We start from the raw sequence: 23993 nt of genomic DNA, 5'->3' as shown, positions 1-23993 counted from the left end.
TCGCCGACCCGCCCGGTCCCACCGGGCGGGTCGCTCGCTATTTTGGCTGGCATGCCCCTGGACCAGACCCTGGTGGGACGCAGCTTCCCGCCCACGGACCCCTACGAGGTGACGCGCGAGGCGGTCGCCGACTTCGTCGCCGCCACGGGCGACCGGTACGACGGCGGCCCGGCCCCGGCGACGTTCCCGATCGTGCTCGCCTTCGACGCGATGCAGGCCTTCCTCGACAACGAGGGGCTCGCCCTGCACCGGATCGTCCACGGCGAGCAGCGCTTCGCCTACGAGCGCCCGGTCGAGGTGGGGGACACCCTCGTCGCCACCCTCACCGTCAGCAGCCTCCGCCAGATCGGCGGCAACGACATCATCGGCACCACCAGCGCCCTGACCGCGCCCGACGGCTCGCTGGTCTGCACGGCGCACGCCACCCTGGTCCACCGGGGGGAGGAGGACGCATGACCGCCTTCGAGACCGGCCAGGTCCTGGACGCGCACACGTTCACCGTGACCCGGGAGGACCTGGTCCGCTACGCCCACGCCAGCGGCGACCACAACCCCATCCACCAGGACGAGGAGGTCGCCCGCTCGGTCGGCCTGCCCGGCGTGATCGCCCACGGGATGTACACGATGGCGCTGGTCGCCCGGGCGGTCCGCGAGTGGACCGACGGCGGCGAGGTCCGTGAGATCGGCTGCAAGTTCACCAACCCCGTCGTCGTCCCCGCCGAGGGCGGCGCAGAGCTGCGCGTCCTCGGCACCGTCAAGGGCGTCAGCCACGAGGACGACGGCGCCCATGTCGTCACCCTCGGGCTGGAGGTCACCAGCGGCGGCAGCAAGGTGCTCGGGATGCCGCGCGCCGTCGTCCGGGTGGCGCCCGGTGCCTGACGCCTCCCGGCAGACCGGCGCTCCCCGTCTCGCCGAGCACACCACCCTGCGCCTGGGCGGCCCGGCCGCCGAGCTGGTGGTCGCCACCACCGAGGCCGAGCTGGTCGAGGCCGTCTCGACCGCGGACGCCGCGGGCCGCCCCCTGCTGCTCGTCGCCGGCGGCTCCAACCTCGTGGTCTCCGACGACGGCTTCGACGGCCTCGTGGTCAAGGTCGGCACCCGCGGCGTGCGCCCCGACGTCGAGGACGGCCCCGGACCGGCCGCGCCCAGCTGCGGCGGCGTCGTGGTCAGGGTCGCGGCGGGGGAGTCCTGGGACGCCTTCGTGGCCCACGCGGTCGAGCGCGGCTGGGTGGGCGTCGAGGCGCTGTCGGGGATCCCCGGCTCGGTCGGGGCCACGCCCGTCCAGAACGTCGGCGCCTACGGCCAGGAGGTCTCCCAGACCGTCGCCTCGGTGCGCACCTGGGACCGGGTGGAGCGCCGGCAGCGGACCTTCGCCGCCGCCGACTGCGGCTTCGGCTACCGGCACAGCCGCTTCAAGGCCGAGCCGGGGCGGTACGTCGTCCTCGAGGTCGCCTTCCAGCTCGTGACCGGCTCGCTCTCGGCGCCGGTCGGGTACGCCGAGCTCGCCCGCAGGCTGGGCGTCGAGGTGGGGCAGCGCGCCCCTCTCGCCGACGTGCGCGCGGCGGTGCTGGCCCTGCGGGCGGGCAAGGGGATGGTCCTCGACGAGGCCGACCACGACACCTGGAGCGCGGGCTCGTTCTTCACCAACCCGCTCCTCGCCCCCGAGCAGGCCGAGACGCTGCCCCCGGGCGCCCCGCGGTTCGCCCAGCCCGACGGCCGGGTGAAGACCAGCGCGGCGTGGCTGATCGAGCACGCCGGCTTCGGCCGGGGCTACACCCTGGGCGCCCCCGTGAGCCTCTCCACCAAGCACACCCTCGCCCTGACCCACCGCGGCGGCGGGACGACCGCCGACCTGCTGGCCCTGGCCCGCGCGGTCCGCGACGGGGTGCGGGAGTCCTTCGGGGTCGAGCTGGTCAACGAGCCCGTGCTCGTCGGCTGCTCGCTCTGAGGCGGCCGGTCACTGCGGGTCGGCCGGCGCCGCGAGCCAGGCGTCGACCTCGGCGAGGGTGCGCTCCCGCAGGTCGGACGGCATCCGGGACGCCCGCACCGACATCCGGGCCAGCTCGGCGAGCTGGGCGTCGGTGAGCTCGTGGGCGGCCCGCATCGTCGCGTACTGCCCGGCGAGCTGGGAGCCGAAGAGGAGCGGGTCGTCGGCGCCGAGCGCCACCGTCGCCCCCGCGGCCACGAGCTCGGGCAGCGGCACCGAGGTGAGGTCGGAGTAGACGCCCAGCGCCACGTTGGAGACCGGGCAGACCTCGAGCGCGGTCCCGCTCTCGACGATCCGCTCCAGCAGGCGCGGGTCCTCGGCGGAGCGGACGCCGTGGCCCAGCCGGTCGGGGCGCAGCTCGTCGAGGCAGACCCGGACGTGCTCGGGCCCGCGCAGCTCACCGCCGTGCGGGACCAGCATCAGCCCGGCCCGCTCGGCGATCCGGAAGGCGGGCGCGAACTCGCCCGTGCGGCCCCGGCGCTCGTCGTTGGAGAGCCCGAAGCCCACCACGCCCCGGCTGGCGTACTGGGCGGCCAGCCGGGCCAGGGTGCGGGCGTCCAGCGGGTGCCGGGTGCGGTTGGCGGCCACCACCACGCCGATCCCCAGCCCGGTGCTCCGCGAGGCGTCGGCCACCGCGTCGAGCACCAGGTCGGTGAAGGCGGTGATCCCGCCGAACCGGGCGGCGTACCCGCTCGGGTCGACCTGGATCTCCAGCCACCGGCCGCCGTCGCGCACGTCGTCCTCGGCGGCCTCGCGGACCAGGCGCCGGACGTCGCCCTCGGTGCGCAGCACCGAGCGGGCGACGTCGTAGAGCCGCTGGAAGCGGAACCACCCCTTCTCGTCGGCGGCCGACAGCTGCGGGGGCCAGTCGGAGACGAGCGAGTCGGGCAGCGCGATGCCGTCCCGCTCCGCCAGCTCCAGCAGCGTGGCGTGCCGCATGGAGCCGGTGAAGTGGAGGTGCAGGTGGGCCTTGGGCAGGGTCAGCAGGTCCCGCCGGGCCGCGGCGGCCGTCACGGTGCCGTCGGCCGTCAGGAGAAGAGCTTCTGGATCCGGGAGACGCCCTCGACCAGGTCCTCGTCGCCCAGGGCGTAGGAGAGACGCAGGTAGCCCGGCGAGCCGAACGCCTCGCCCGGCACCACGGCGACCTCCGCCTGGTCGAGGATGTACTCCGCCAGCTCGGCGGAGGTCTCGATCGTGCGGCCGCCGTGCTCGCGGCCGAGCAGCCCCTTGACCGACGGGTAGGCGTAGAAGGCGCCCTGCGGGGTGGGGCAGTAGATGCCCTCGACCTCGTTGAGCATCTCCACGATCTTCTTCCGGCGGCGGTCGAAGGCGACCTTCATCTCCTCGACGGCGGCCAGGTCGCCCTCGATGGCGGCGATGGCGGCCCGCTGCGAGACGTTGGCGACGTTGGAGGTGGCGTGCGACTGCAGGTTGCCGGCTGCCTTGACGAGGTCCTCGGGGCCGATGATCCAGCCGACCCGCCAGCCGGTCATGGCGTAGGTCTTGGCGACGCCGTTGACGACCACGCAGTTGTCGGCGAGGAACGGGCACAGCACCGGCAGCGAGCCCGTCTCCACCCCGTCGTAGACGAGGTGCTCGTAGATCTCGTCGGTCAGCACCCACAGGTCGTGGTCCTCGACCCACTGGCCGATCGCCCGGATCTCGTCGGCGGTGTAGACCGCGCCGGTCGGGTTGGAGGGGGAGACGAAGAGCAGCACCTTGGTGCGCTCGGTGCGGGCCGCCTCGAGCTGCTCGACGGTGACCTTGTAGTCCTGCGTCTCGTCGGCGAGCACCTCGACCGGCACGCCGCCGGCGAGCGCGATGGCCTCGGGGTACGTCGTCCAGTACGGCGCCGGGACGATCACCTCGTCGCCCGGGTCGAGCATCGCGGCGAAGGCCTCGTAGATGGCCTGCTTGCCGCCGTTGGTGACCAGCACCTGGGCGGGGGTGACCTCGTAGCCGCTGTCGCGGCGGGTCTTCTCGACGATCGCCTTCTTGAGCTCGGGGAGCCCGCCGGCGGGGGTGTAGCGGTGGTTCCTCGGGTCGCGGCACGCCTCGACGGCGGCCTCGACGACGTAGTCGGGGGTGGGGAAGTCGGGCTCGCCGGCGCCGAAGCCGATGACGGGGCGACCCTCCGCCTTGAGCGCCTTGGCCTTGGCGTCGACCTTGAGCGTCGCGGACTCGGCGATGGCGCCGATCCGGTGCGAGACTCGACGGTCGCGGGGGTTGCCGGTGGACGGGCTCGAGGTGGGGGACTCACTCATGGCCACATCGTAGGGCGTTTGGACGAGAGGTCGGCGTCCCCGTACACTCCTCGTCTGGTGGTTTCTCCACATGCTGCGGCATGCCCTCCCCGGGCGCGTCGGAGCAGGAACCGACCGGAGGGCACTAGCTCAACTGGCAGAGCATCGGTCTCCAAAACCGAAGGTTGGGGGTTCAAGTCCCTCGTGCCCTGCAAGGCGCAACACGTCTGCAGCAGAACTCGTCACACACCCCGATGGAGGCCCGAACGTGTCTGACACGAAGGCGGCACCCGAGCCACGCGGTGGCAAGGGCCCCGCCAAGGACACGGGCAACACCCGCACCGACCCGGTGACCTTCATCCGGCAGGTGGTCGCCGAGCTCCGCAAGGTCGTGTGGCCGACCCAGTCGCAGCTCGTCACCTACTTCATCGTGGTGATGGTCTTCGTCCTGGTGATGATGACGTTGATCTCGGGCCTGGACCTCGCGTTCGGAAACCTGGTCTTCGAGATCTTCGCCGGCGACAGCAAGCTGTGACCGGCACCACCCACAGCGAAACCAACTGACGGAGCAGCACGTGTCTGAGCAGAACGACTCGATCGAGGCCGAGCAGGCCGAGCTCGAGGCGACCGAGCCCACCGACGTCGAGCAGGCCGAGGGCGACCTCGTCGGCGACGTCGACACCGACGCTGACGTCGACCCCGACGCCGGGCAGTCCGAGGCCGAGCAGGCCGACGCCGACGCCGACGCCGACGCCGAGCAGTCCGAGGCCGAGCAGGACGCCGACGAGGACGACCCGCTGGAGCAGTTCCGCCGCGAGCTGTGGGCCAAGCCGGGCGACTGGTTCGTCGTGCACACCTACTCCGGCATGGAGAAGCGGGTCAAGGCCAACCTGGAGAACCGCATCCAGGCCCTCGACATGGGTGAGTACATCCACGAGATCGTCGTGCCGACCGAGGAGGTCGCCGAGATCAAGAACGGCCAGCGCAAGATGGTCACCCGCACCGTCCTGCCCGGCTACGTCCTCGTCCGGATGGACCTCACCGACGAGTCCTGGTCCGCCGTGCGGCACACGCCGTCGGTCACCGGCTTCGTCGGCCACAGCCACAACCCGGTCCCGCTCTCGCTGAGCGAGGTCGAGTCGATGCTGGCGCCCAGCGCCGTGGCCGTCGCCGAGGCCGAGGCCGAGGCCGCCGGCGGCAAGTCGGGCGGCGCCCCCGCGGCGGCGAAGAAGCCGGTCGAGGTGGCCGACTTCGACGTCAACGACTCCGTCATGGTGGTCGACGGCCCGTTCGCCACGCTCCACGCGACGATCACCGAGATCAACGCCGAGTCGCAGAGGGTCAAGGCCCTCGTCGAGATCTTCGGCCGGGAGACCCCGGTCGAGCTGAGCTTCAGCCAGATCCAGCGGGTCTGACCCGGGCGCAGCACAGCAACACCCAGGTGGCAGAGCCGGGAACGTGCCCGGCTCGACAAGACCACGACGCACGAAGCGAAGGAAGCATTCGAAGATGCCCCCCAAGAAGAAGATCGCTGCCCTGGTCAAGGTGCAGCTGCAGGCCGGCTCCGCCACCCCGGCGCCGCCCGTGGGTACCGCCCTCGGTCCGCACGGCGTGAACATCATGGACTTCTGCAAGGCGTACAACGCGCAGACCGAGTCCATGCGCGGCAACGTCATCCCCGTGGAGATCACCATCTACGAGGACCGCTCGTTCACCTTCATCACGAAGACCCCGCCGGCCGCGGAGCTGATCAAGAAGGCCGCCGGCCTGGCCAAGGGCTCCGGCGTCCCGCACAAGGAGAAGGTCGGCAAGCTGACCAAGGACCAGGTCCGCGAGATCGCGCAGACCAAGCTGCCCGACCTCAACGCCAACGACATCGAGGCCGCCATGAAGATCGTCGAGGGGACCGCCCGCTCCATGGGCATCACCACCGACTGACCACCCGCACGGCCCACCTGATCGACACCCCGTGGCAGAGCCGCGCTGGCTCACCGACCACACTGGAAAGAATCGAGTACCAGACATGCAGCGCAGCAAGACCTACCGCGCGGCGGCGGAGAAGTTCGACAAGAACGAGCTCCACGCCCCGCTGGCCGCGATCAAGATCGCGAAGGACACCAGCAAGAAGAAGTTCGACGAGACCGTCGACGTCGTGATGCGCCTCGGCGTGGACCCGCGCAAGGCCGACCAGATGGTGCGCGGCACCGTCAACCTGCCCCACGGCACCGGCAAGACCGCCCGCGTCCTCGTCTTCGCCAACGCGGAGAAGGCCGAGGCCGCCCGTGAGGCCGGCGCCGACTTCGTCGGTGGCGACGAGCTCATCGAGAAGGTCAACGGCGGCTGGCTCGACTTCGACGCCGTCGTCGCGACGCCCGACATGATGGGCAAGGTCGGCCGCCTGGGCCGCGTGCTCGGCCCCCGCAGCCTCATGCCGAACCCGAAGACCGGCACCGTCACGCCCGACGTGGCCAAGGCCGTGACCGACATCAAGGGCGGCAAGATCGAGTTCCGCGTGGACCGTCACGCCAACCTGCACTTCATCATCGGCAAGGCCTCGTTCTCCGAGGTCCAGCTCGCGGAGAACTACGCCGCGGCGCTCGAGGAGGTGCTGCGGCTCAAGCCGGCCAGCTCCAAGGGCCGCTACGTCAAGAAGGTCACCGTCTCCACGACGATGGGCCCCGGCATCCAGGTCGACCCCAACCGCACCAAGAACGTCGCGGTCGAGGACGACGAGCAGGCCTGACCGCTCACCCGCCGTACGCCGCAGGGCCGGTCTCCCCGAGGGGAGGCCGGCCCTCGGTGCGTCCGGGGCAGGGAGCAGACTGGGGTCATGGACCGCTGGGTCGGGTCGGAGTGGCCGTTCGTGGCGCTCTGGGCGTTCTTCTGCTTCGGGGCGCTGTGCCGGGGCGGCTTCATGCACTGGGTCGGCCGCCGCGTGCGCCGGCTCGACGCCGGGCGGCGGGGCCTGGCCGACCGTCCGGTCGTGCTCCGGGCCGAGGCGGCCGTGCGCCGGCTGGGGGCGCCGGCCGTCACCCTGGCCCACCTCACGGTGGGGGTGCAGTCGGCCGTCCTGGTCGCCTCGGGGCTGCTGCGGATGCCGCTGTCCCGCTTCGTCCCCGCCCTGGTCCTCGGCGCGGCGACGTGGGCGACGATCTACACCACCGTCGGGATGTCGGTGCTCTGGGGCGCTCTCGGCCTGGGGGACTGGCGGTGGTGGCTCGGCGGGGCGGTGCTCGTCGGCCTGGTCCTGCTCGCCTCGCGGCTGGCCGAGCGCGGGCTGGTCCCGACCAGCCCGCCGACGCCGACCAGCCCGCCGACGCCGACCAGCGCCGACTAGTCGGTGAAGACCCGCTCGTCGACCAGCTTCTCGGTGACCACCTCGCCCTGCGGCACGAACCGGCCGTAGGCGAACTGCTTGCGGAACTCGATCTCGGCGCCGGTGCGGCCCGAGCGGTTCTTCTCGATGGTCAGCACCGACCACTCCTTGAAGTGCTCGCCGTTGTTGGCGGAGTACATCAGGTGGTGGCGGGCGACGATGTCGGCCTTGTTGGCGATGATCAGCACGACGTCGGCCTCGTAGGCCAGCGCGGTCGACCCCTTCATGTTGCGCGCGCGCATCCGGTGCCCCGGCTCGAGGCCCGCACGGTCGGAGGCGGAGATGGCCAGCACGGGGCAGTCGAACTCGATCGCCACGTCCTTGAGCCGCTCGGTCACGTGGGTGATCGCCTGCTCCTCGTCCATGTCGGCGACGGGGCGCACCTTCTGCAGGTAGTCGACGACGACGAGCGGCGACTCGCCGTGCTCCGCCAGCACCTCCTTGACCGCCGAGGAGATGACGTCGAGGTGGGTGTGGGTCGTGGTGGAGCGGTGGATGGTGAGCAGGGGCGCGTACTCGCTCACCGTGGTGAGGGCGTCCAGCCCGCCGGGGAAGCGACCGAGCCGCTCCGGCAGGCCGCCCTCGACGCCGTCGGCGTCCTCGAACGCGGCGCGAACCTGGTAGACCGAGATCGGGCCCTCGACGCCGGAGTCGGCGGCCTCGGCGGCGATCACCTTCTGCAGGAGCACCTCGGCCTCGAGCTCGAAGGAGAAGAACAGCACCGGGCGGCCGTGGCGGGCGCAGTGGCGGGCGATCTGGAGGGCGAAGGTCGTCTTGCCCTCGCCCTGCGAGCCTGCCAGCAGGTTGAGGGAGCCGGCCCGCAGGCCGCCGCCCAGGGCGTCGTCGAGCAGGGGGAAGCCCGTGGACCAGATCCTCACGTCCGAGCCCGGGGAGAGCAGCCGGGCGTCCACGCGCTCGAGCACCTCGTGCAGGGAGTTCATCGATTCCACGTCCGAGATTTCACCACAGCCGCGGCGGCGAGGAGGCGGGATCGAGGATTTGGCGCCGTCGCCCGGTGCGCCTACAGTTCTCGCGTAACCAGAGACCGCCGGTGACCGGCCCTCCACTCGTGGCGAGTCGGTCGAAGGTTCCGCGAAGCGGACGGCCAGCGCAGGTTCCGGAGCAAGCCGGAGAGATCCGGTCCACGCCCTGGGCCCTGTGCCCGGGGCGTTCGTCATTCCGGTGCCGCCGACAGTCTTCGACGTAGTCCGGAAGGAGACCCATGGCGCGGCCAGAGAAGGCAGCAGCCGTCGCGGAGATCGTTGAGTCCTTCAACGAGTCCGCCGGCGCTGTGCTGACCGAGTACCGCGGTCTCACCGTGAAGCAGCTGCAGGACCTGCGGCGCTCCCTCGGCGAGAACGCCAACTACGCCGTGGTCAAGAACACGCTGGCCAAGCTGGCCGCCAACGAGGCGGGCATCGAAGGCTTCGACGACCTGCTGACCGGTCCCACCGCCATCGCCTTCATCAGCGGTGACGTCGTGGAGGCGGCCAAGGGTCTGCGTGACTTTGCCAAGGCGAACCCCGCCCTTGTGATCAAGGGCGGTGTCCTGGACGGGAACACCCTGGACGCGGCGGAGGTGGCCAAGCTGGCCGACCTCGAGTCGCGCGAGGTGCTGCTGGGCAAGATGGCGGGCGCGATGCTCGCCTCCCTGTCCCAGGCCGTCTACCTGCTCAACGCCCCGCTCGCGCAGGCTGCCCGGCTCGCCGGCGCCCTGCAGGCGAAGGCCGAGCAGGACCCCTCGATCCTCGCAGGTGGTGCCGGTACGCCGGCGCCGGAGGCCGCTGCCGACGAGGCTGCAGCCCCCGCTGCCGAGGAGGCCCCGGCCGAGTCGTCCGACGAGGCGACCGAGGCCACCGACGCCTGACGGCGTCGTACCACCACCACCTGAAACCCCCGGTCGGCCCGGCACCCCGGTCCGACCAACGAATGGAAGGAAACGCCAACCATGGCGAAGCTCAGCACCGCTGACCTCCTCGACGCGTTCAAGGAGATGACCCTCATCGAGCTCTCCGAGTTCGTGAAGGAGTTCGAGGAGACCTTCGGCGTGACCGCCGCCGCCCCCGTCGCCGTGGCCGCCGCCCCGGCCGCCGGTGGCGCCGCTGCCGGTGGCGAGGCCGCCGCCGAGCAGGACGAGTTCGACGTCGTCCTCGAGGCCGCGGGCGACAAGAAGATCAACGTCATCAAGGAGGTGCGCGCCCTGACCTCCCTCGGCCTGAAGGAGGCCAAGGACCTCGTCGAGGGTGCCCCCAAGGCGATCCTGGAGAAGGTCGACAAGGCCACCGCCGAGAAGGCGAAGGAGTCCCTCGAGGGCGCCGGCGCCACCGTCACCCTCAAGTGACGCCCGTCCCCTAGGGGACACCTGCACCACCGCGAAGGCGGCCACCCCCCGGGGTGGCCGCCTTCTCGCGTCCCTGCCGCCCGCCGGTTCCATGACCCGCCCGGCCGCGCTGCTTGACCTTCGCGCCGCGGCGGGTCATCATCTTCCGCAACCGCACGGCTCCTCCGGCTGCATCGTCAGTCCGAGGCCCCCATCGGGGGTTTGTCCTGCGTGCGACCCTTGGGCTAAGATCCTTCTTTGCGTCTGCCCTCATATGCTCTCACCCGGACCGGACGGGTGCTGTAGTGGTGGGTGGCGCCACTTCACCTTCAGCGATGATTCGAAGGACGCATCTTGGCCGCGCGCAGCTCTGCTGGTAACCCCCGTCGCACCTCTTTCGCAAAGATCAAGGAGCCCCTCGAGGTTCCGCCCCTCCTGGCCCTCCAGACCGACAGCTTCCACTGGCTGATCGGAGACGAGAAGTGGGAGGAGACCGTCGCGGCCCGCCGCGCCGCCGGCGAGGACGTCTCGGAGAAGTCGGGCCTCCAAGAGATCTTCGAGGAGATCTCCCCGATCGAGGACTTCAACGACACCATGTCGCTGTCCTTCGAGAACCCCGTCTTCGTGGACCCGAAGTACACCGAGGAGGAGTGCAAGGAGAAGGACTTCACCTACTCCCGCCCCCTCTACGTCTCGGCCGAGTTCATGAACAACACGACCGGCGAGATCAAGGCCCAGACCGTCTTCATGGGCGAGTTCCCCATGATGACGAAGAAGGGCACCTTCATCATCAACGGCACCGAGCGCGTCGTCGTCTCGCAGCTGGTCCGCTCCCCGGGCGCCTACTTCGAGCGCACCGCCGACAAGACGTCCGACAAGGACATCTACACCGCGAAGGTCATCCCTTCGCGCGGCGCCTGGCTCGAGTTCGAGATCGACAAGCGCGACCTGGTCGGCGTCCGCCTCGACCGCAAGCGCAAGCAGAACGTCACGGTCCTGCTCAAGGCGCTCCAGGCGCTGGCGAGCGAGGAGGGCTACGAGGGCGAGCCGTACGACTACGAGTCGGTCATGGCCGAGCTGCGTCAGTACGAGTCGATCCAGCTCACCGAGGAGAAGGACAACACCCAGGGCCCCGACGACGCCCTCCTCGACATCTATCGCAAGCTCCGCCCGGGCGAGCCCCCGACGCGCGAGGCCGCGCTGACGCTGCTGAAGAACTACTACTTCAACCCGAAGCGCTACGACCTGGCCAAGGTCGGCCGGTACAAGATCAACAAGAAGCTCGGCCTCACCGAGGCGTTCGACCAGCAGACGCTGACGATCAACGACGTCGTCAACGCGATCCGCTACATCGTGCAGCTGCACGCCAGCGGCGCGCCGGCCGAGCCGGTCGACCTCGTCGACCCGCAGGGCAACGTGGTCATCGGCCACGACGACAAGCCCGTCAAGGTGTACGCCGACGACATCGACCACTTCGGCAACCGCCGGATGCGGACGGTCGGCGAGCTGATCCAGAACCAGCTGCGCACCGGCCTCGCCCGGATGGAGCGCGTGGTCCGGGAGCGGATGACGACCCAGGACGTCGAGGCCATCACGCCGCAGTCCCTGATCAACATCCGTCCGGTCGTCGCGGCGCTGAAGGAGTTCTTCGGCACCTCGCAGCTCTCGCAGTTCATGGACCAGACCAACCCGATCGCGGGCCTGACCCACAAGCGTCGCCTCTCGGCGCTCGGCCCCGGTGGTCTCTCCCGCGACCGCGCGGGCATGGAGGTCCGTGACGTCCACACCTCGCACTACGGCCGGATGTGCCCGATCGAGACCCCGGAAGGCCCGAACATCGGCCTGATCGGCTCGCTCGCCTCCTACGGGCGGATCAACCCGTTCGGCTTCGTGGAGACGCCCTACCGCAAGGTCGAGAACGGCGTCGTCACCGACAAGATCGACTACCTGACGGCCGACGACGAGGACCGCTACGTCATCGCCCAGGCCAACGCGCAGCTCGACGCCGACGACCGGTTCGTCGAGGAGCGCGTCCTGGTCCGCCAGAAGGACGGCGAGGTCTCCGAGATCCTGGCCGCCGACGTGGACTACATGGACGTCTCGCCGCGTCAGATGGTCTCGGTCGCCACCGCGCTCATCCCGTTCCTCGAGCACGACGACGCCAACCGCGCGCTCATGGGCGCCAACATGCAGCGCCAGGCCGTGCCGCTGATCCGCAGCGACAGCCCGTTGGTCGGCACCGGCATGGAGTACCGCGCCGCCGTCGACGCAGGTGACGTGGTCGTGGCCGAGAAGGCCGGCGTGGTCAAGTCGGTCTCCGCCGACGCCATCGAGACGATGAACGACGACGGGTCCTACCAGACCTACCGGATGGCGAAGTTCCGCCGCTCCAACCAGGGCACCTGCATCAACCAGCGCCCGCTGGTCGTCGAGGGCGACCGGGTCGAGGTCGGCTCGCCGATCGCCGACGGGCCGTGCACCGACAACGCCGAGATGGCGCTGGGCACCAACCTCCTGGTCGCGTTCATGCCGTGGCAGGGCCACAACTACGAGGACGCGATCATCCTCAGCCAGCGGCTGGTCCAGGAGGACGTCCTCACCTCGATCCACATCGAGGAGCACGAGGTCGACGCCCGCGACACCAAGCTCGGCCCCGAGGAGATCACCCGGGACATCCCGAACATCTCCGAGGAGGGCCTGGCCGACCTCGACGAGCGCGGCATCATCCGGATCGGCGCGGAGGTCACCACCGGTGACATCCTCGTCGGCAAGGTGACCCCCAAGGGCGAGACCGAGCTGACCCCGGAGGAGCGGCTGCTCCGGGCGATCTTCGGCGAGAAGGCCCGCGAGGTCCGCGACACCTCGATGAAGGTCCCGCACGGCGAGTCCGGCACCGTCATCGGCGTCCGGGTCTTCGACCGCGAGGACGGCGACGAGCTCCCGCCCGGCGTCAACCAGCTGGTCCGCGTCTACGTGGCCCAGAAGCGGAAGATCTCGGTCGGCGACAAGCTCGCCGGTCGTCACGGCAACAAGGGCGTCATCGCCAAGATCCTGCCGGTCGAGGACATGCCGTTCATGGAGGACGGCACCCCGGTCGACGTGGTGCTCAACCCGCTGGGCGTGCCGCGACGCATGAACATCGGCCAGATCCTCGAGCTGCACCTGGGCTGGCTGGCCAAGCAGGGCTGGGACCTCGACCTGCACGACGACCGCGGCTCCGCCGAGTGGCAGGAGCGGCTCATGTCGATCCACGCCGAGAAGAGCCCGGCCGGCCAGAAGGTCGCGACCCCGGTCTTCGACGGTGCCCGCGAGGACGAGATCACCGGGCTGCTGGGGGCGACGAACCCCAACCGCGACGGCGTGCGGATGATCGACGAGACCGGCAAGGCCAACCTGTTCGACGGCCGCTCCGGCGAGCCGTTCCCGGACCCGGTCTCGGTGGGCTACATGTACATCCTCAAGCTCCACCACCTCGTCGACGACAAGATCCACGCGCGTTCGACGGGCCCGTACTCGATGATCACGCAGCAGCCGCTGGGTGGCAAGGCGCAGTTCGGTGGCCAGCGGTTCGGCGAGATGGAGGTCTGGGCGATGGAGGCGTACGGCGCGGCCTACGCCCTGCAGGAGCTCCTGACCATCAAGTCCGACGACGTGCCCGGTCGCGTCAAGGTCTACGAGGCCATCGTCAAGGGTGAGAACATCCCCGACTCGGGCATCCCCGAGTCGTTCAAGGTCCTCATCAAGGAGATGCAGTCCCTCTGCCTCAACGTGGAGGTGCTGTCCCAGGACGGCTCCACCATCGAGATGAAGGACGCCGAGGAGGACGTCTTCCGGGCGGCCGAGGAGCTCGGCATCGACCTGTCCCGGCGCGAGCCCAGCTCGGTCGAAGAAGTCTGAGTGCGCCGGCGGCGCGCCCCACCGGGCGCGCCGCCCCACTCGGTCCCCTCACACTTGCAACGAACTCACAAAGGAACTGAAGCCAACGTGCTCGACGTGAACTTCTTCGACCAGCTTCGGATCGGCCTGGCCACCGCGGACGACATCCGCACGTGGAGCCACGGCGAGGTCAAGAAGCCGGAGACCATCAACTACCGCACGCTGAAGCCCGAGCGTGACGGCCTCTTCTGCGAGAAGATCTTCGGTCCCACCCGGGACTGGGAGTGCTACTGCGGCAAGTACAAGCGCGTGCGCTTCAAGGGCATCATCTGCGAGCGCTGCGGCGTCGAGGTGACCCGGTCCAAGGTGCGTCGCGAGCGGATGGGCCACATCGAGCTCGCCGCCCCCGTGACCCACATCTGGTACTTCAAGGGCGTCCCCTCGCGCCTGGGCTACCTGCTCGACCTGGCGCCGAAGGACCTCGAGAAGGTCATCTACTTCGCCGCCTACATGATCACCTCGGTCGACGAGGACGCCCGTCACCGCGACATGGAGACCCTGGAGAACAAGGTCGGCCTGGAGCGGGAGCGCCTCGAGAAGCGTCGCGACTCGATGGTGGAGGAGCGCGCCAAGAAGCTCGAGGAGGACCTCGAGGCCCTCGAGGCCGAGGGTGCCAAGGCCGACCAGCGCCGCAAGGTCAAGGACGGCGCCGAGCGCGAGATGGCCGCGATCCGCAAGCGCGCGGACAGCGAGCTGGCCCGCCTCGAGGAGATCTGGTCGACGTTCAAGTCGCTCAAGGTCCAGGACCTGCTCGGTGACGAGATCCTGTACCGCGAGATGAAGAACTGGTTCGGCAAGTACTTCGAGGGCCACATGGGCGCCACGGCGATCCAGAAGCGCCTCCAGGACTTCGACATCGAGGCCGAGGTGGAGTCGCTGCGCGACACCATCGCCAACGGCAAGGGCCAGAAGAAGGTCCGCGCGCTCAAGCGCCTCAAGGTCGTCGACGCCTTCCGCAAGACCGGCAACCAGCCGATCGGCATGGTGCTCGACGCCGTCCCGGTCATCCCGCCGGACCTGCGCCCGATGGTGCAGCTGGACGGTGGCCGCTTCGCGACCTCCGACCTCAACGACCTGTACCGCCGCGTGATCAACCGGAACAACCGGCTCAAGCGCCTGCTCGACCTGGGCGCGCCCGAGATCATCGTCAACAACGAGAAGCGGATGCTCCAGGAGGCCGTCGACTCGCTGTTCGACAACGGCCGCCGTGGTCGTCCGGTCACCGGCCCGGGCAACCGGCCGCTGAAGTCGCTGTCCGACATGCTCAAGGGCAAGCAGGGCCGCTTCCGGCAGAACCTGCTCGGCAAGCGCGTCGACTACTCGGGCCGCTCGGTCATCGTGTCGGGCCCGCAGCTCAAGCTGCACCAGTGCGGCCTGCCGAAGCAGATGGCGCTCGAGCTCTTCAAGCCCTTCGTCATGAAGCGGCTCGTCGACCTCAGCCACGCCCAGAACATCAAGTCCGCCAAGCGGATGGTGGAGCGGGCCCGCCCGGTCGTCTGGGACGTCCTGGAAGAGGTCATCACCGAGCACCCGGTGCTGCTCAACCGTGCGCCCACGCTGCACCGCCTCGGCATCCAGGCCTTCGAGCCCCAGCTGATCGAGGGCAAGGCCATCCAGATCCACCCGCTGGTCTGCAGCGCGTTCAACGCCGACTTCGACGGTGACCAGATGGCGGTGCACCTGCCGCTGTCCGCCGAGGCCCAGGCCGAGGCGCGGATCCTGATGCTGTCGACCAACAACATCCTCAAGCCCTCCGACGGCCGGCCGGTCACCATGCCGACCCAGGACATGATCATCGGCCTCTTCTTCCTCACCACCGACCGTGAGGGCGAGCCGGGCGAGGGTCGCGTCTTCTCCTCGCAGGCCGAGGCGATCATGGCCTTCGACCGCAAGGAGATCAGCCTCCAGAGCAAGGTCCGGATCCGGCTCGACGACGTCGTGCCCCCGCTGGACCTCACCGAGGTGGCCGACTTCGACGAGGGACGGTCGTTCCTCGCCGAGACCACCCTGGGCCGGACGATCTTCAACGACTGCCTCCCGGCGGACTACCCGTTCGTCAACTACGAGGTGGGCAAGAAGGCGCTGGGCCAGATCGTCAACGACCTCGCCGAGCGCTACACCAAGGTCGAGGTCGCAGCCTCGCTCGACGCCCTCAAGGACGCCGGGTTCCACTGGGCCACCCGTTCGGGCGTCACGGTCTCGATCGACGACGTGACCACGCCGCCGGAGAAGGCCGAGATCCTCTCGGGCTACGAGGCGCAGGCCGCGAAGGTGCAGACCCAGTTCGAGCGCGGTCTGGTCACCGACGAGGAGCGCCGCCAGGAGCTCATCGAGATCTGGACCCAGGCGGCGGCCGAGGTCGGCCGGGCGATGGAGAAGACCTTCGACCGGGCCAACCCGATCTACATGATGGTCGACTCCGGTGCCTCCGGAAACATGAACCAGATCCGTCAGGTGGCGGCCATGCGAGGGCTGGTGGCCAACCCGAAGGGCGAGATCATCCCGCGGCCGATCAAGTCGAACTTCCGGGAGGGCCTGACCGTCCTGGAGTACTTCATCGCCACCCACGGTGCCCGCAAGGGCCTCGCGGACACCGCGCTCCGGACCGCCGACTCGGGCTACCTCACCCGTCGCCTGGTCGACGTCTCGCAGGACGTGATCATCCGCGAGGAGGACTGCGGCACCGAGCGCGGCCTGCCCAAGCAGATCGGCGAGCGGCGCGAGGACGGCACCGTCGTCAAGCACCCGCACTCCGAGACGGCGGCCTACGCCCGCTCGGCGGCGGTCGACATCAGCCACCCCGAGACCGGGGAGCTGCTCGCCAGCGCCGGTGAGGACCTGGGCGACGTCAAGATCGGCGAGCTCGTCGCGGCCGGCATCGAGGAGGTCAAGGTCCGCTCCGTGCTGACCTGCGACGCCCGCACCGGCACCTGCGCGAAGTGCTACGGCCGGTCGCTGGCCACCGGCAAGCTCGTCGACATCGGCGAGGCGGTCGGCATCATCGCGGCCCAGTCGATCGGTGAGCCCGGCACGCAGCTGACGATGCGTACCTTCCACACCGGTGGTTCGGCCTCCGCGAGCGACATCACGCAGGGTCTGCCCCGCGTCGTGGAGCTCTTCGAGGCCCGCCAGCCCAAGGGCCTCGCCCCGATCTCCGAGGTCGCGGGCCGGGTCGAGATCGAGGAGACCGACAAGGCGCGGAAGGTGATCATCACCCCCGACGACGGCTCCGAGGTCGTCGAGTACCCGGTCTCGAAGCGGTCCCGGCTCAACGTGTCGGACGGCGAGAGCATCCAGGTCGGCCACCAGCTGACGGTCGGTACCCCCGACCCGAAGGAGGTCCTGCGGGTCCTCGGCATCCGCCGGGCGCAGCAGCACCTCGTCGACGAGGTGCAGGAGGTCTACCGCAGCCAGGGCGTGTCGATCCACGACAAGCACATCGAGATCATCGTGCGACAGATGCTCCGCCGTGTGACGGTCATCGAGTCGGGCGACACCAACCTGCTGCCCTCCGACCTGGTCGACCGGTCGCGCTTCGAGGAGGAGAACCGTCGGGTCGTCTCCGAGGGCGGCACGCCGGCCTCGGGTCGCGCCGAGCTGATGGGCATCACCAAGGCGTCGCTCGCGACCGAGTCGTGGCTCTCGGCGGCCTCCTTCCAGGAGACCACCCGGGTGCTCACCGACGCGGCGATCCACGGTCGCTCCGACTCGCTGCTGGGTCTGAAGGAGAACGTGATCATCGGCAAGCTGATCCCGGCGGGCACCGGCCTCGAGCGGTACCGCAACGTCCGGGTGGAGCCCACCGAGGAGGCCCGCGCGGCGGCGTACTCCGTCACCGGCTACGACTCCTACGACTACGACTTCGGCCAGGGCTCCGGCCAGGCCGTGGCGCTGGACGACTTCGACTTCGGGTCGTACCAGAACTAGTCACGAGCACCTCCACGAAGGGCCGGTCCCCGCTGCGGCGGGGGCCGGCCCTTCGTGCGTGCCGGCCGGACGGCAGGATGGCGCCCATGCGTGCGACGGGGCCCAGCACAGGCGACCCGCCGTGGGAGCGGCTGCTCGCCGAGCTCGCGACGGTCGCCGCGGAGGCCGGGGTGGACGCCTCACGGGAGCTCGCGGCGCTCGCCGACCGCTTCGCGGCCGTCCCCGACCCGGGGACCGCGCTGCCGGCCGACGCGCCGCCCGTGCTGGGGGTCGACGCGGGCAAGGGCGGCTGGGTCGGCGTGCTGCTCGCCGACGGCCGCTCGCGGGTGCTGGCCGCACCCGGCCTCGCGGCCCTGGTCGAGCTCGCCCGCGAGACCGCACCCGTCTCGGTGGTCGGCGTGGACATCCCGGTCGGGCTCCCCGACGCCGGGCGCCGGCAGGCCGACGTGCTGGCGCGGCGAGCCTTGCCCGGGAAGGCCTCCTCGGTCTTCACCACCCTGACCCGGGCGGCCTACGAGGCGACGACGTACGCCGAGGCGCGCGCCGCGCAGGTCGCCGCGACCGGCGGGACCAGCGCGTCCGCCCAGGCGTGGGCGCTGCGCGAGCGGATCCTGGACGTCGACGGCTACGTCCGCGGCGGCCCCCCGGCCCGGGTGGTGGAGGTCCACCCCGAGCTCTCCTTCGCCCACCTGGCCGGCGGGCCGCTGGTCGAGCCCAAGCGCACGCCGGAGGGGCAGCGGCTCCGCCGGGAGGCGCTGCGGGCGGCCGGCTTCCCGCTGCCGTGGCTGGCCGCCGGGCCGAGCTACGCCGTCGACGACCTCCTGGACGCCTGCGCGGTCGCGTGGTCGGCGGCGCGCTGCGCCGTGGGCCGGGCCGTCTCCTTCCCGGAGGTCCCCGAGGTCTTCTCCGACGGGATCCCGGCGGCGATCAGGGCCTGACGACTGCCGCCGCGCCACCGCCGCGTCGGCTGGGCTCGGCGACCGCCAGCATCCGCCGCCGGCCCAGCAGCTCGACGGCCGCGACCGCCCCGATCTCGGCCTGGGGGAAGGACGGCTCCGTCACCGCCGCCACCCGGTGCCCTCGGGCGGCCAGCGCTGCTCCCCAGGCGTCGACGAAGGCGGGCTCGGCGAGCACCTCGGCGCCGTTGCGCGGGGTCGCGCGCGGGGCCGCCACCGCCTCCTGCAGCGTCATCCCGAGGTCCAGCCGGTTGAGCAGCACCTGCAGCACGGTGGTGATGATCGTCGAGCCGCCCGGCGAGCCGACGCCGAGCACCGGCTCGCCGTCGCGGAGCACGAGGGTGGGCGACATGGACGACCGCGGCCGCTTGCCGAGCTGGATCCGGTTGGGGTCGACCGGGTCCCAGGTGGTGGAGAAGTCGGTCAGCTCGTTGTTGAGCAGGAAGCCGCGCCCGGGGACCGTCAGCCCCGAGCCGCCAGTCTGCTCGATGGTGAGCGTGTAGACCACGACGTTGCCCCACCGGTCGGCCGTGGTCAGGCTGGTGGTGGAGAGGTTCTCGGTGTCGGGTGCCTCAACGCCCGCGCCCGGGGAGGCGGGGGAGCAGGTGCCGTCGTACGCCGTCACGTCGCCGGCCGGCGCGGGCTTCGGCATCGCGACGTCGGGACGGATCGCGCAGGCGCGCTCGGCAGCCCAGGCGTCGCTCAGCAGGTCGGCCAGGGGCACGTCGACGTACGCCGCGTCGCCCAGGTAGCGGGCGCGGTCGGCGTAGGCCAGCGAGCTCGCCTCGACGTAGAGGTGCAGCGCGTCGGCGGTCGGCATCGCGTCGAGGTCGTGGCGCTCCAGGATGTTGAGCGCCTCGCCGACGGTCGAGCCGCCGGAGGAGGAGGGCGCCATCCCGTAGACGTCGTACCCCCGGTAGCCGACCCGGGTGGGCCGCTGGACCTTCACCTCGTAGGGGCCAGCGGGCCTTCGTGGAGCGCCGCCACCCCGTCGCGGGCGAGCAGCCGGTAGGTGCGGGCGAGGTCGGGGTTGCGGAAGCGCTGGCCCACGCGAGGGGCGTGGCCGCCCGGCAGCCAGAGCCGGCGGCTGGCCCGCGTGGCCGCGACCCGGGCAGGTTTGGGCGGTGCCCGGGAGCCTGAGAGAATCGCGGACGTGTCCGCCCCGCTCCCCGCCCAGACCGACGTGCTCGTCGTCGGTGCCGGCCCCGCCGGCTCCGCCGCGGCCGCCTGGGCCGCCCGCCACGGCCTCGAGACGCTCCTGGTCGACATGGCCGTCTTCCCGCGCGACAAGACGTGCGGCGACGGGCTCACCCCGCGCGCGATCGGCGAGCTGACCCGCCTCGGCCTCGAGGACTGGCTCCGAGCCCACACGGTGAGCCAGGGGCTGCGCGCGCACGGCTTCGGCCAGACGCTCCACCTGCCCTGGGCGGTCCCCGGCAGCTCGCTGCCCGACTGGGGCTCGGCCGTCGCCCGCACCGAGCTCGACGACCACCTGCGGACCGTCGCGATCAAGTCCGGCGCGACCGCGGTCGACGGCGCCAAGGCGCTCGACGTGGTGATGGACGGCGACCGGGTGGGGGCCGTCGTGCTGGAGCGCGACGGGGTCCGCACCGAGGTGCGCTGCCGCTGGCTCGTGGTCGCCGAGGGCGTCCGCTCGCCGCTGGGCAAGAAGCTCGGGCGCGAGTGGCACCGCGACACCGTCTACGGCGTCGCCGGGCGCTCCTACGTCGCCTCCACCCGCTCCGACGACCCCTGGATCTCCTCCCACCTCGAGCTGCGCGACGAGGCGGGCAAGGTGCTGTCGGGCTACGGCTGGATCTTCCCCCTCGGCACGGGCGAGGTGAACCTCGGCGTCGGGGCGCTGGCCACCTCGAGGCGGCCGGCCGACATCGCCGTCAAGCCGCTCATGCGCTTCTACGCCGAGCAGCGGCGCGAGGAGTTCGGGCTCAGCGGCGAGCTCCGGGCCGAGGCGTCGGCGCTGCTGCCCATGGGCGGCGCGGTGAGCAACGTCGCCGGGCGCAACTGGGCGCTCATCGGCGACTCGGCCGCCTGCGTCAACCCGCTCAACGGGGAGGGCATCGACTACGGGCTGGAGACCGGGCGGTTCGTCGCCGAGCTGGTCGCCGACGGCGGCGCCGACCTCGACCTCGGGCGGGTCTGGCCCGAGCTGCTCCGGGAGCACTACGGGGAGGCCTTCTCGATCGCCCGGCGGCTCGCCGGGATCGCGACCGTCCCGCGGGTGGTGGCCACCCTCGGCCCGCCCGGGATGCGCTCCGACTGGCTGATGACGCTGGCGCTGCGCTGGATGGGCAACCTCGTCACCGACGAGGACCGCGACCGCGCGGCCCGGGTGTGGCGCTGGGCCGGGCGTCGCTCGGTCGGTCTCGATGCCCGTCCGCCGTTCTCCTGAGTTCTCCCGCCCGCCCGGCCGTGGCGCACTACCGTCGTCGCCTGTGACCGAAGGCTTCTACCGGACCGCCCTGGGGCTCGGCCGGCTCGCGACGCGGGCCCTGGACGTGCGCCTGGAGACGACCGGGCTGGAGCACGTCCCGACCTCCGGGCCGGTGATCCTGGCGGCCACCCACGTCTCCTACCTCGACTCGCTGCCGATCGCGCTGGCCGCGCGCCGCCGCGGCCGGTTCGTCCGGTTCACCGCCCGGCACGACGTCTGGCACCCGCCCGGCCTCGGCCTCGCGATGACCCGGATGCGGCACGTGCCGGTCGACCGCGCGGCCCCCGCCGCGGCGTACCTGGCCGCCCGCCGGCTGCTGCGCGAGGGGCAGGCGGTCGGCGTCTACCCCGAGGCCGGGATCTCCTACTCCTTCACCGTCCGGCCGCTGATGCGGGGGACGGCCGCCCTGGCCCGCGAGACCGGGGCCGCCGTCGTCCCCGTCGCGCTGTGGGGGATCCAGCGGCTCTACTCGGTCGGCCGCCCGGTCGACGGGGTCGAGCCGCCGCCCGACCTCACCCGCGGGCGTCGGGTCGACCTCGTCTTCGGCGAGCCGACCACCGTCGCCCCGGGCGAGGACCTCACGGCGTGGACCGCGGACCTGGGTGCGCGGTTGACCGATCTCCTCGAGGGGCTGCAGACCCTGCCGCACCACCGGCCGGACCCGGGCGAGCACGCCCCCTGGCACCCCGCCCACCTGGGCGGGCACGCGCCCGACCTGGCGGAGGCCGCGTCCCTGGACGTCGTGCCCCGCGCCGCCGTCAGGCCGACGTGGGGGCCTGCGGCCGCCGCGCGGACCGCCGGTCCTCGCGCCACGACGTGAAGGTGTTGACGGGGTCCACCAGCCACAGTGCGCGGGCCGCGAGCGGCCGCCAGCCGAGCAGCAACGCCAGCCCCACGGCGAGCGCGACGGTGATCCCCAGCGAGGCCCAGCCGTCGCCGGGCATCCACTCCGCGTAGCCCTGCGCCTCGACCCAGCGGACCGGGAACCCGTGCAGCAGGTAGACGCCCATCGTGTAGGCGCCGACGTGGGTGACCGCGGAGCGGCGGCGCGGCACCAGGCTGAGCACGGCGAAGGTGCCGAGCAGCGCGAGCCCGATGAGCTGCAGGCGGATCTCCGCCCCTTCCGCCACCCCCGCGCCCAGCGAGTCGTAGGAGGCCCGGTAGTAGAGCCACTGGGTGGACCACAGGTCGTCGGTGCGCCCCGCCAGCCACCACAGCCCCGCGAGCACGGCCAGGCCGGCCAGGCCGGTGCCGCGGGCCCGCACGACCGCCAGCGCCCGCGCGGGCAGGTGCAGGCCCACCACGAAGAAGGGCAGCAGGCCCAGCGCGCGGTTGAGGTCGAAGAGCTCCAGGTCGACCGCTCCGGCCAGCAGGCTCACCCCCACCGAGGCCGGCACCATCACCCAGTGGGCCTTCAGCACCGGGGTCGCCAGACGCCACATGATGAGCACCACGAGGTACCACATCGGCCAGTGCGGGTTGAGCCACAGCGGGGAGAGGACCTCCAGGCTGGAGACCTGGTCGACCACGTGCACGCGCCACAGGGCCATCAGCAGCTCGAAGAGCACGTAGGGGACGGCCAGGGTCGTCACCAGGGAGACGAACCCCTTGCGGCTCCACGTGAAGCTGCGGGAGAGGTAGCCGGTGAGCAGCACGAAGGCCGGCATGTGGAAGTAGTAGACGAAGTCGTAGGCGTGGGACTTCACCTCGCCCGAGGGCATCAGCACGACGGCGTGGCCGACCACCACCAGGACCACGAGCACGGTCTTGGCGTTGTCCAGCCACGGGTCCCTGCGTCTGGGCACCGGGTCACCATAGCGGTGGGGTCGTGACGCATAGCCTTGCGTCATGAGCACCCCCGGCGAGCTGCCCAGGTACCAGCGCGTGGCGGCGTACGCCGTGATCCGGCGGTACGGCGCGGCCGGCGAGGAGCTGCTGCTCAGCCGGATCTCGGAGCGGATCACCCCGCAGGAGCTGTGGACCCTGCCGGGCGGCGGCCTCGACCACGGCGAGGACCCGCGGGCCGCCGTGGTCCGGGAGGTGCACGAGGAGACCGGCCTGGATGCCGTGGTGAGCGAGACCGCGCACGTCTACTCCGCCCACATGCCCGGGGTGCGGCGCGAGGGCCGGGTGGTCGACGCCCACGCGCTGCGGATCGTCTACGAGGGGTGGGTGCCCGGCGACTCGCCCGAGCCGCGCGTCGTCGAGGTCGACGGCTCGACGGTCGAGGCGGCGTGGCAGCCGCTCGAGGACGTGCTGTCGGGGAAGGTGCCGGTGGTGCCGATGGTCGTCGAGGCCCTCGGCGACCACCAGCCCTTCCGGCTGCAGCGGGTGGCGGCGTACGCGCTGGTCTCGAGGCCCTCGACCGGGGGACCCGAGGTGCTGCTCACCCGGATCTCGGGGCGGGGCCACCACACCGGCAGCTGGACCCTGCCCGGCGGCGGGGTCGACCACGGGGAGCCGCCGGCCGTCGCCCTGGCCCGCGAGGTGGTCGAGGAGACGGGGCTGGCCTGCCGGGTGGGGCGGCTGCTCGACGTCCACGACGTGCACTTCTCGGGGACCGCGCCGAGCGGCCGGCTCGAGGACTTCCACGGCGTCCACCTGATCTTCGAGGCGACCCTGGAGGCCGGCCAGGAGGGGGCCGAGCCGACCGTCGTCGAGGTCGACGGCACAACGGACGCCGCCGCGTTTGTGCCGCTCGCACAGATCGAGGACGGGACGGTGGAGGTTCTCGACGTCGTGAGGCACGCTGTGGGCCACCTGCCGCGCTGACGCGCGGCCCGACCCGAGGAGAGCA

General features: G+C 71.5%; 22 protein-coding genes and 1 tRNA gene. 17 read left to right on the top strand and 6 right to left on the bottom strand.

What is annotated here, in order from left to right; all coding sequences use genetic code 11:
* The first annotated feature begins 51 nt into the window (after window positions 1–51).
* From DNK53_RS00500 to DNK53_RS00490, 3 genes are read left to right on the top strand one after another with little or no spacing between them, the layout of a single operon-like run.
* The gene (locus tag DNK53_RS00500) at window positions 52–456 is read left to right on the top strand and encodes an FAS1-like dehydratase domain-containing protein (RefSeq protein WP_110180387.1); all 405 of its coding nucleotides are present in this window, start codon (window positions 52–54) and stop codon (window positions 454–456) included.
* Window positions 453–878 (top strand): MaoC/PaaZ C-terminal domain-containing protein, encoded by a 426-nt coding sequence (locus DNK53_RS00495; RefSeq protein WP_110180386.1) that lies wholly within the window; start codon window positions 453–455, stop codon window positions 876–878. Before DNK53_RS00500 ends, DNK53_RS00495 begins: the two co-directional genes overlap by 4 nt.
* The gene (locus DNK53_RS00490; RefSeq protein WP_239456286.1) at window positions 871–1947 is read left to right on the top strand and encodes a UDP-N-acetylmuramate dehydrogenase; all 1077 of its coding nucleotides are present in this window, start codon (window positions 871–873) and stop codon (window positions 1945–1947) included. The genes DNK53_RS00495 and DNK53_RS00490 overlap by 8 nt, the downstream gene beginning before the upstream one ends.
* Before the next feature lie 9 nt (window positions 1948–1956).
* On the opposite strand, the gene DNK53_RS00485 is transcribed toward DNK53_RS00490, so the two are convergent.
* Both DNK53_RS00485 and DNK53_RS00480 read right to left on the bottom strand, forming a co-directional pair.
* Window positions 1957–3000, bottom strand: coding sequence for an adenosine deaminase (locus DNK53_RS00485; protein WP_110180384.1), 1044 nt, complete (start codon window positions 2998–3000; stop codon window positions 1957–1959).
* Window positions 3001–3014: 14 nt separating this feature from the next.
* Entirely contained in the window at window positions 3015–4250 is a 1236-nt protein-coding gene (locus DNK53_RS00480) for a pyridoxal phosphate-dependent aminotransferase (protein WP_110180383.1), read from the bottom strand.
* A 118-nt stretch (window positions 4251–4368) separates the two neighbouring features.
* Between DNK53_RS00480 and DNK53_RS00475 the strand changes: the two genes are divergently transcribed.
* The 6 genes from DNK53_RS00475 to DNK53_RS00450 all read left to right on the top strand — a co-directional run bounded on the left by DNK53_RS00475 (window position 4369) and on the right by DNK53_RS00450 (window position 7566).
* Window positions 4369–4441 (top strand) — tRNA-Trp (locus DNK53_RS00475).
* 56 nt (window positions 4442–4497) lie between these two features.
* Entirely contained in the window at window positions 4498–4764 is a 267-nt protein-coding gene (gene secE / locus DNK53_RS00470) for a preprotein translocase subunit SecE (RefSeq protein WP_110180382.1), read from the top strand.
* Window positions 4765–4804: 40 nt separating this feature from the next.
* Window positions 4805–5644 (top strand): transcription termination/antitermination protein NusG, encoded by an 840-nt coding sequence (gene nusG, locus DNK53_RS00465; RefSeq protein ID WP_204163688.1) that lies wholly within the window; start codon window positions 4805–4807, stop codon window positions 5642–5644.
* Window positions 5645–5738: 94 nt separating this feature from the next.
* A complete protein-coding gene (gene rplK / locus DNK53_RS00460; protein ID WP_110180381.1) occupies window positions 5739–6167 on the top strand; it encodes a 50S ribosomal protein L11 in 429 nt (142 codons plus the stop codon).
* Window positions 6168–6252: 85 nt separating this feature from the next.
* A complete protein-coding gene (gene rplA, locus DNK53_RS00455) occupies window positions 6253–6972 on the top strand; it encodes a 50S ribosomal protein L1 (protein WP_110180380.1) in 720 nt (239 codons plus the stop codon).
* Between the two features lie 87 nt (window positions 6973–7059).
* Complete coding sequence (locus DNK53_RS00450) at window positions 7060–7566, top strand: DedA family protein (protein WP_110180379.1); 507 nt, start codon at window positions 7060–7062, stop codon at window positions 7564–7566.
* Here DNK53_RS00450 and DNK53_RS00445 read toward each other — a convergent pair.
* Entirely contained in the window at window positions 7563–8546 is a 984-nt protein-coding gene (locus tag DNK53_RS00445) for a DnaB-like helicase C-terminal domain-containing protein (RefSeq protein WP_162599685.1), read from the bottom strand. The genes DNK53_RS00450 and DNK53_RS00445 overlap by 4 nt on opposite strands.
* Before the next feature lie 281 nt (window positions 8547–8827).
* Here DNK53_RS00445 and rplJ point away from each other — a divergent pair, with 281 nt between their 5' ends.
* From rplJ to DNK53_RS00420, 5 genes are all read left to right on the top strand, one after another.
* Window positions 8828–9472 (top strand): 50S ribosomal protein L10, encoded by a 645-nt coding sequence (gene rplJ / locus DNK53_RS00440; RefSeq protein ID WP_110180377.1) that lies wholly within the window; start codon window positions 8828–8830, stop codon window positions 9470–9472.
* An 81-nt stretch (window positions 9473–9553) separates the two neighbouring features.
* On the top strand, window positions 9554–9946 hold the full coding sequence (rplL, locus tag DNK53_RS00435; RefSeq protein ID WP_110180376.1) for a 50S ribosomal protein L7/L12: 393 nt from the start codon (window positions 9554–9556) through the stop codon (window positions 9944–9946).
* Between the two features lie 333 nt (window positions 9947–10279).
* Window positions 10280–13822 carry a DNA-directed RNA polymerase subunit beta gene (rpoB, locus tag DNK53_RS00430; RefSeq protein WP_110180375.1) on the top strand — a complete coding sequence of 1181 codons (3543 nt, stop codon included), beginning with the start codon at window positions 10280–10282 and terminating at the stop codon, window positions 13820–13822.
* A gap of 87 nt (window positions 13823–13909) precedes the next feature.
* The gene (locus DNK53_RS00425; protein WP_110180374.1) at window positions 13910–17788 is read left to right on the top strand and encodes a DNA-directed RNA polymerase subunit beta'; all 3879 of its coding nucleotides are present in this window, start codon (window positions 13910–13912) and stop codon (window positions 17786–17788) included.
* Between the two features lie 86 nt (window positions 17789–17874).
* A complete protein-coding gene (locus DNK53_RS00420) occupies window positions 17875–18726 on the top strand; it encodes a DUF429 domain-containing protein (RefSeq protein ID WP_162599684.1) in 852 nt (283 codons plus the stop codon).
* Here DNK53_RS00420 and DNK53_RS00415 read toward each other — a convergent pair.
* Complete coding sequence (locus DNK53_RS00415) at window positions 18716–19693, bottom strand: gamma-glutamyltransferase (protein ID WP_275425720.1); 978 nt, start codon at window positions 19691–19693, stop codon at window positions 18716–18718. The two genes, DNK53_RS00420 and DNK53_RS00415, sit on opposite strands and share 11 nt — an antisense overlap.
* Window positions 19690–20013 carry a gamma-glutamyltransferase gene (locus DNK53_RS18255; RefSeq protein WP_275425719.1) on the bottom strand — a complete coding sequence of 108 codons (324 nt, stop codon included), beginning with the start codon at window positions 20011–20013 and terminating at the stop codon, window positions 19690–19692. The genes DNK53_RS00415 and DNK53_RS18255 overlap by 4 nt, the downstream gene beginning before the upstream one ends.
* Here DNK53_RS18255 and DNK53_RS00410 point away from each other — a divergent pair.
* Window positions 19898–21154 carry a geranylgeranyl reductase family protein gene (locus DNK53_RS00410; protein ID WP_110180372.1) on the top strand — a complete coding sequence of 419 codons (1257 nt, stop codon included), beginning with the start codon at window positions 19898–19900 and terminating at the stop codon, window positions 21152–21154. The two genes, DNK53_RS18255 and DNK53_RS00410, sit on opposite strands and share 116 nt — an antisense overlap.
* Before the next feature lie 43 nt (window positions 21155–21197).
* The gene (locus DNK53_RS00405) at window positions 21198–22016 is read left to right on the top strand and encodes a lysophospholipid acyltransferase family protein (protein WP_162599683.1); all 819 of its coding nucleotides are present in this window, start codon (window positions 21198–21200) and stop codon (window positions 22014–22016) included.
* Here DNK53_RS00405 and DNK53_RS00400 read toward each other — a convergent pair.
* On the bottom strand, window positions 21955–23001 hold the full coding sequence (locus DNK53_RS00400; protein WP_162599682.1) for an acyltransferase family protein: 1047 nt from the start codon (window positions 22999–23001) through the stop codon (window positions 21955–21957). The genes DNK53_RS00405 and DNK53_RS00400 overlap by 62 nt on opposite strands.
* Window positions 23002–23044: 43 nt before the next feature.
* Here DNK53_RS00400 and DNK53_RS00395 point away from each other — a divergent pair, with 43 nt between their 5' ends.
* Window positions 23045–23968, top strand: a complete 924-nt coding sequence (locus DNK53_RS00395; protein WP_110180369.1) for an NUDIX domain-containing protein — start codon at window positions 23045–23047, stop codon at window positions 23966–23968.
* Window positions 23969–23993 lie beyond the last annotated feature (25 nt).

The sequence above is a fragment of the Nocardioides solisilvae genome (genome assembly GCF_003194625.1).
Classification (GTDB): Bacteria; Actinomycetota; Actinomycetes; order Propionibacteriales; family Nocardioidaceae; genus Nocardioides; species Nocardioides solisilvae.
This window is presented reverse-complemented; position numbering and strand designations above follow the sequence as displayed.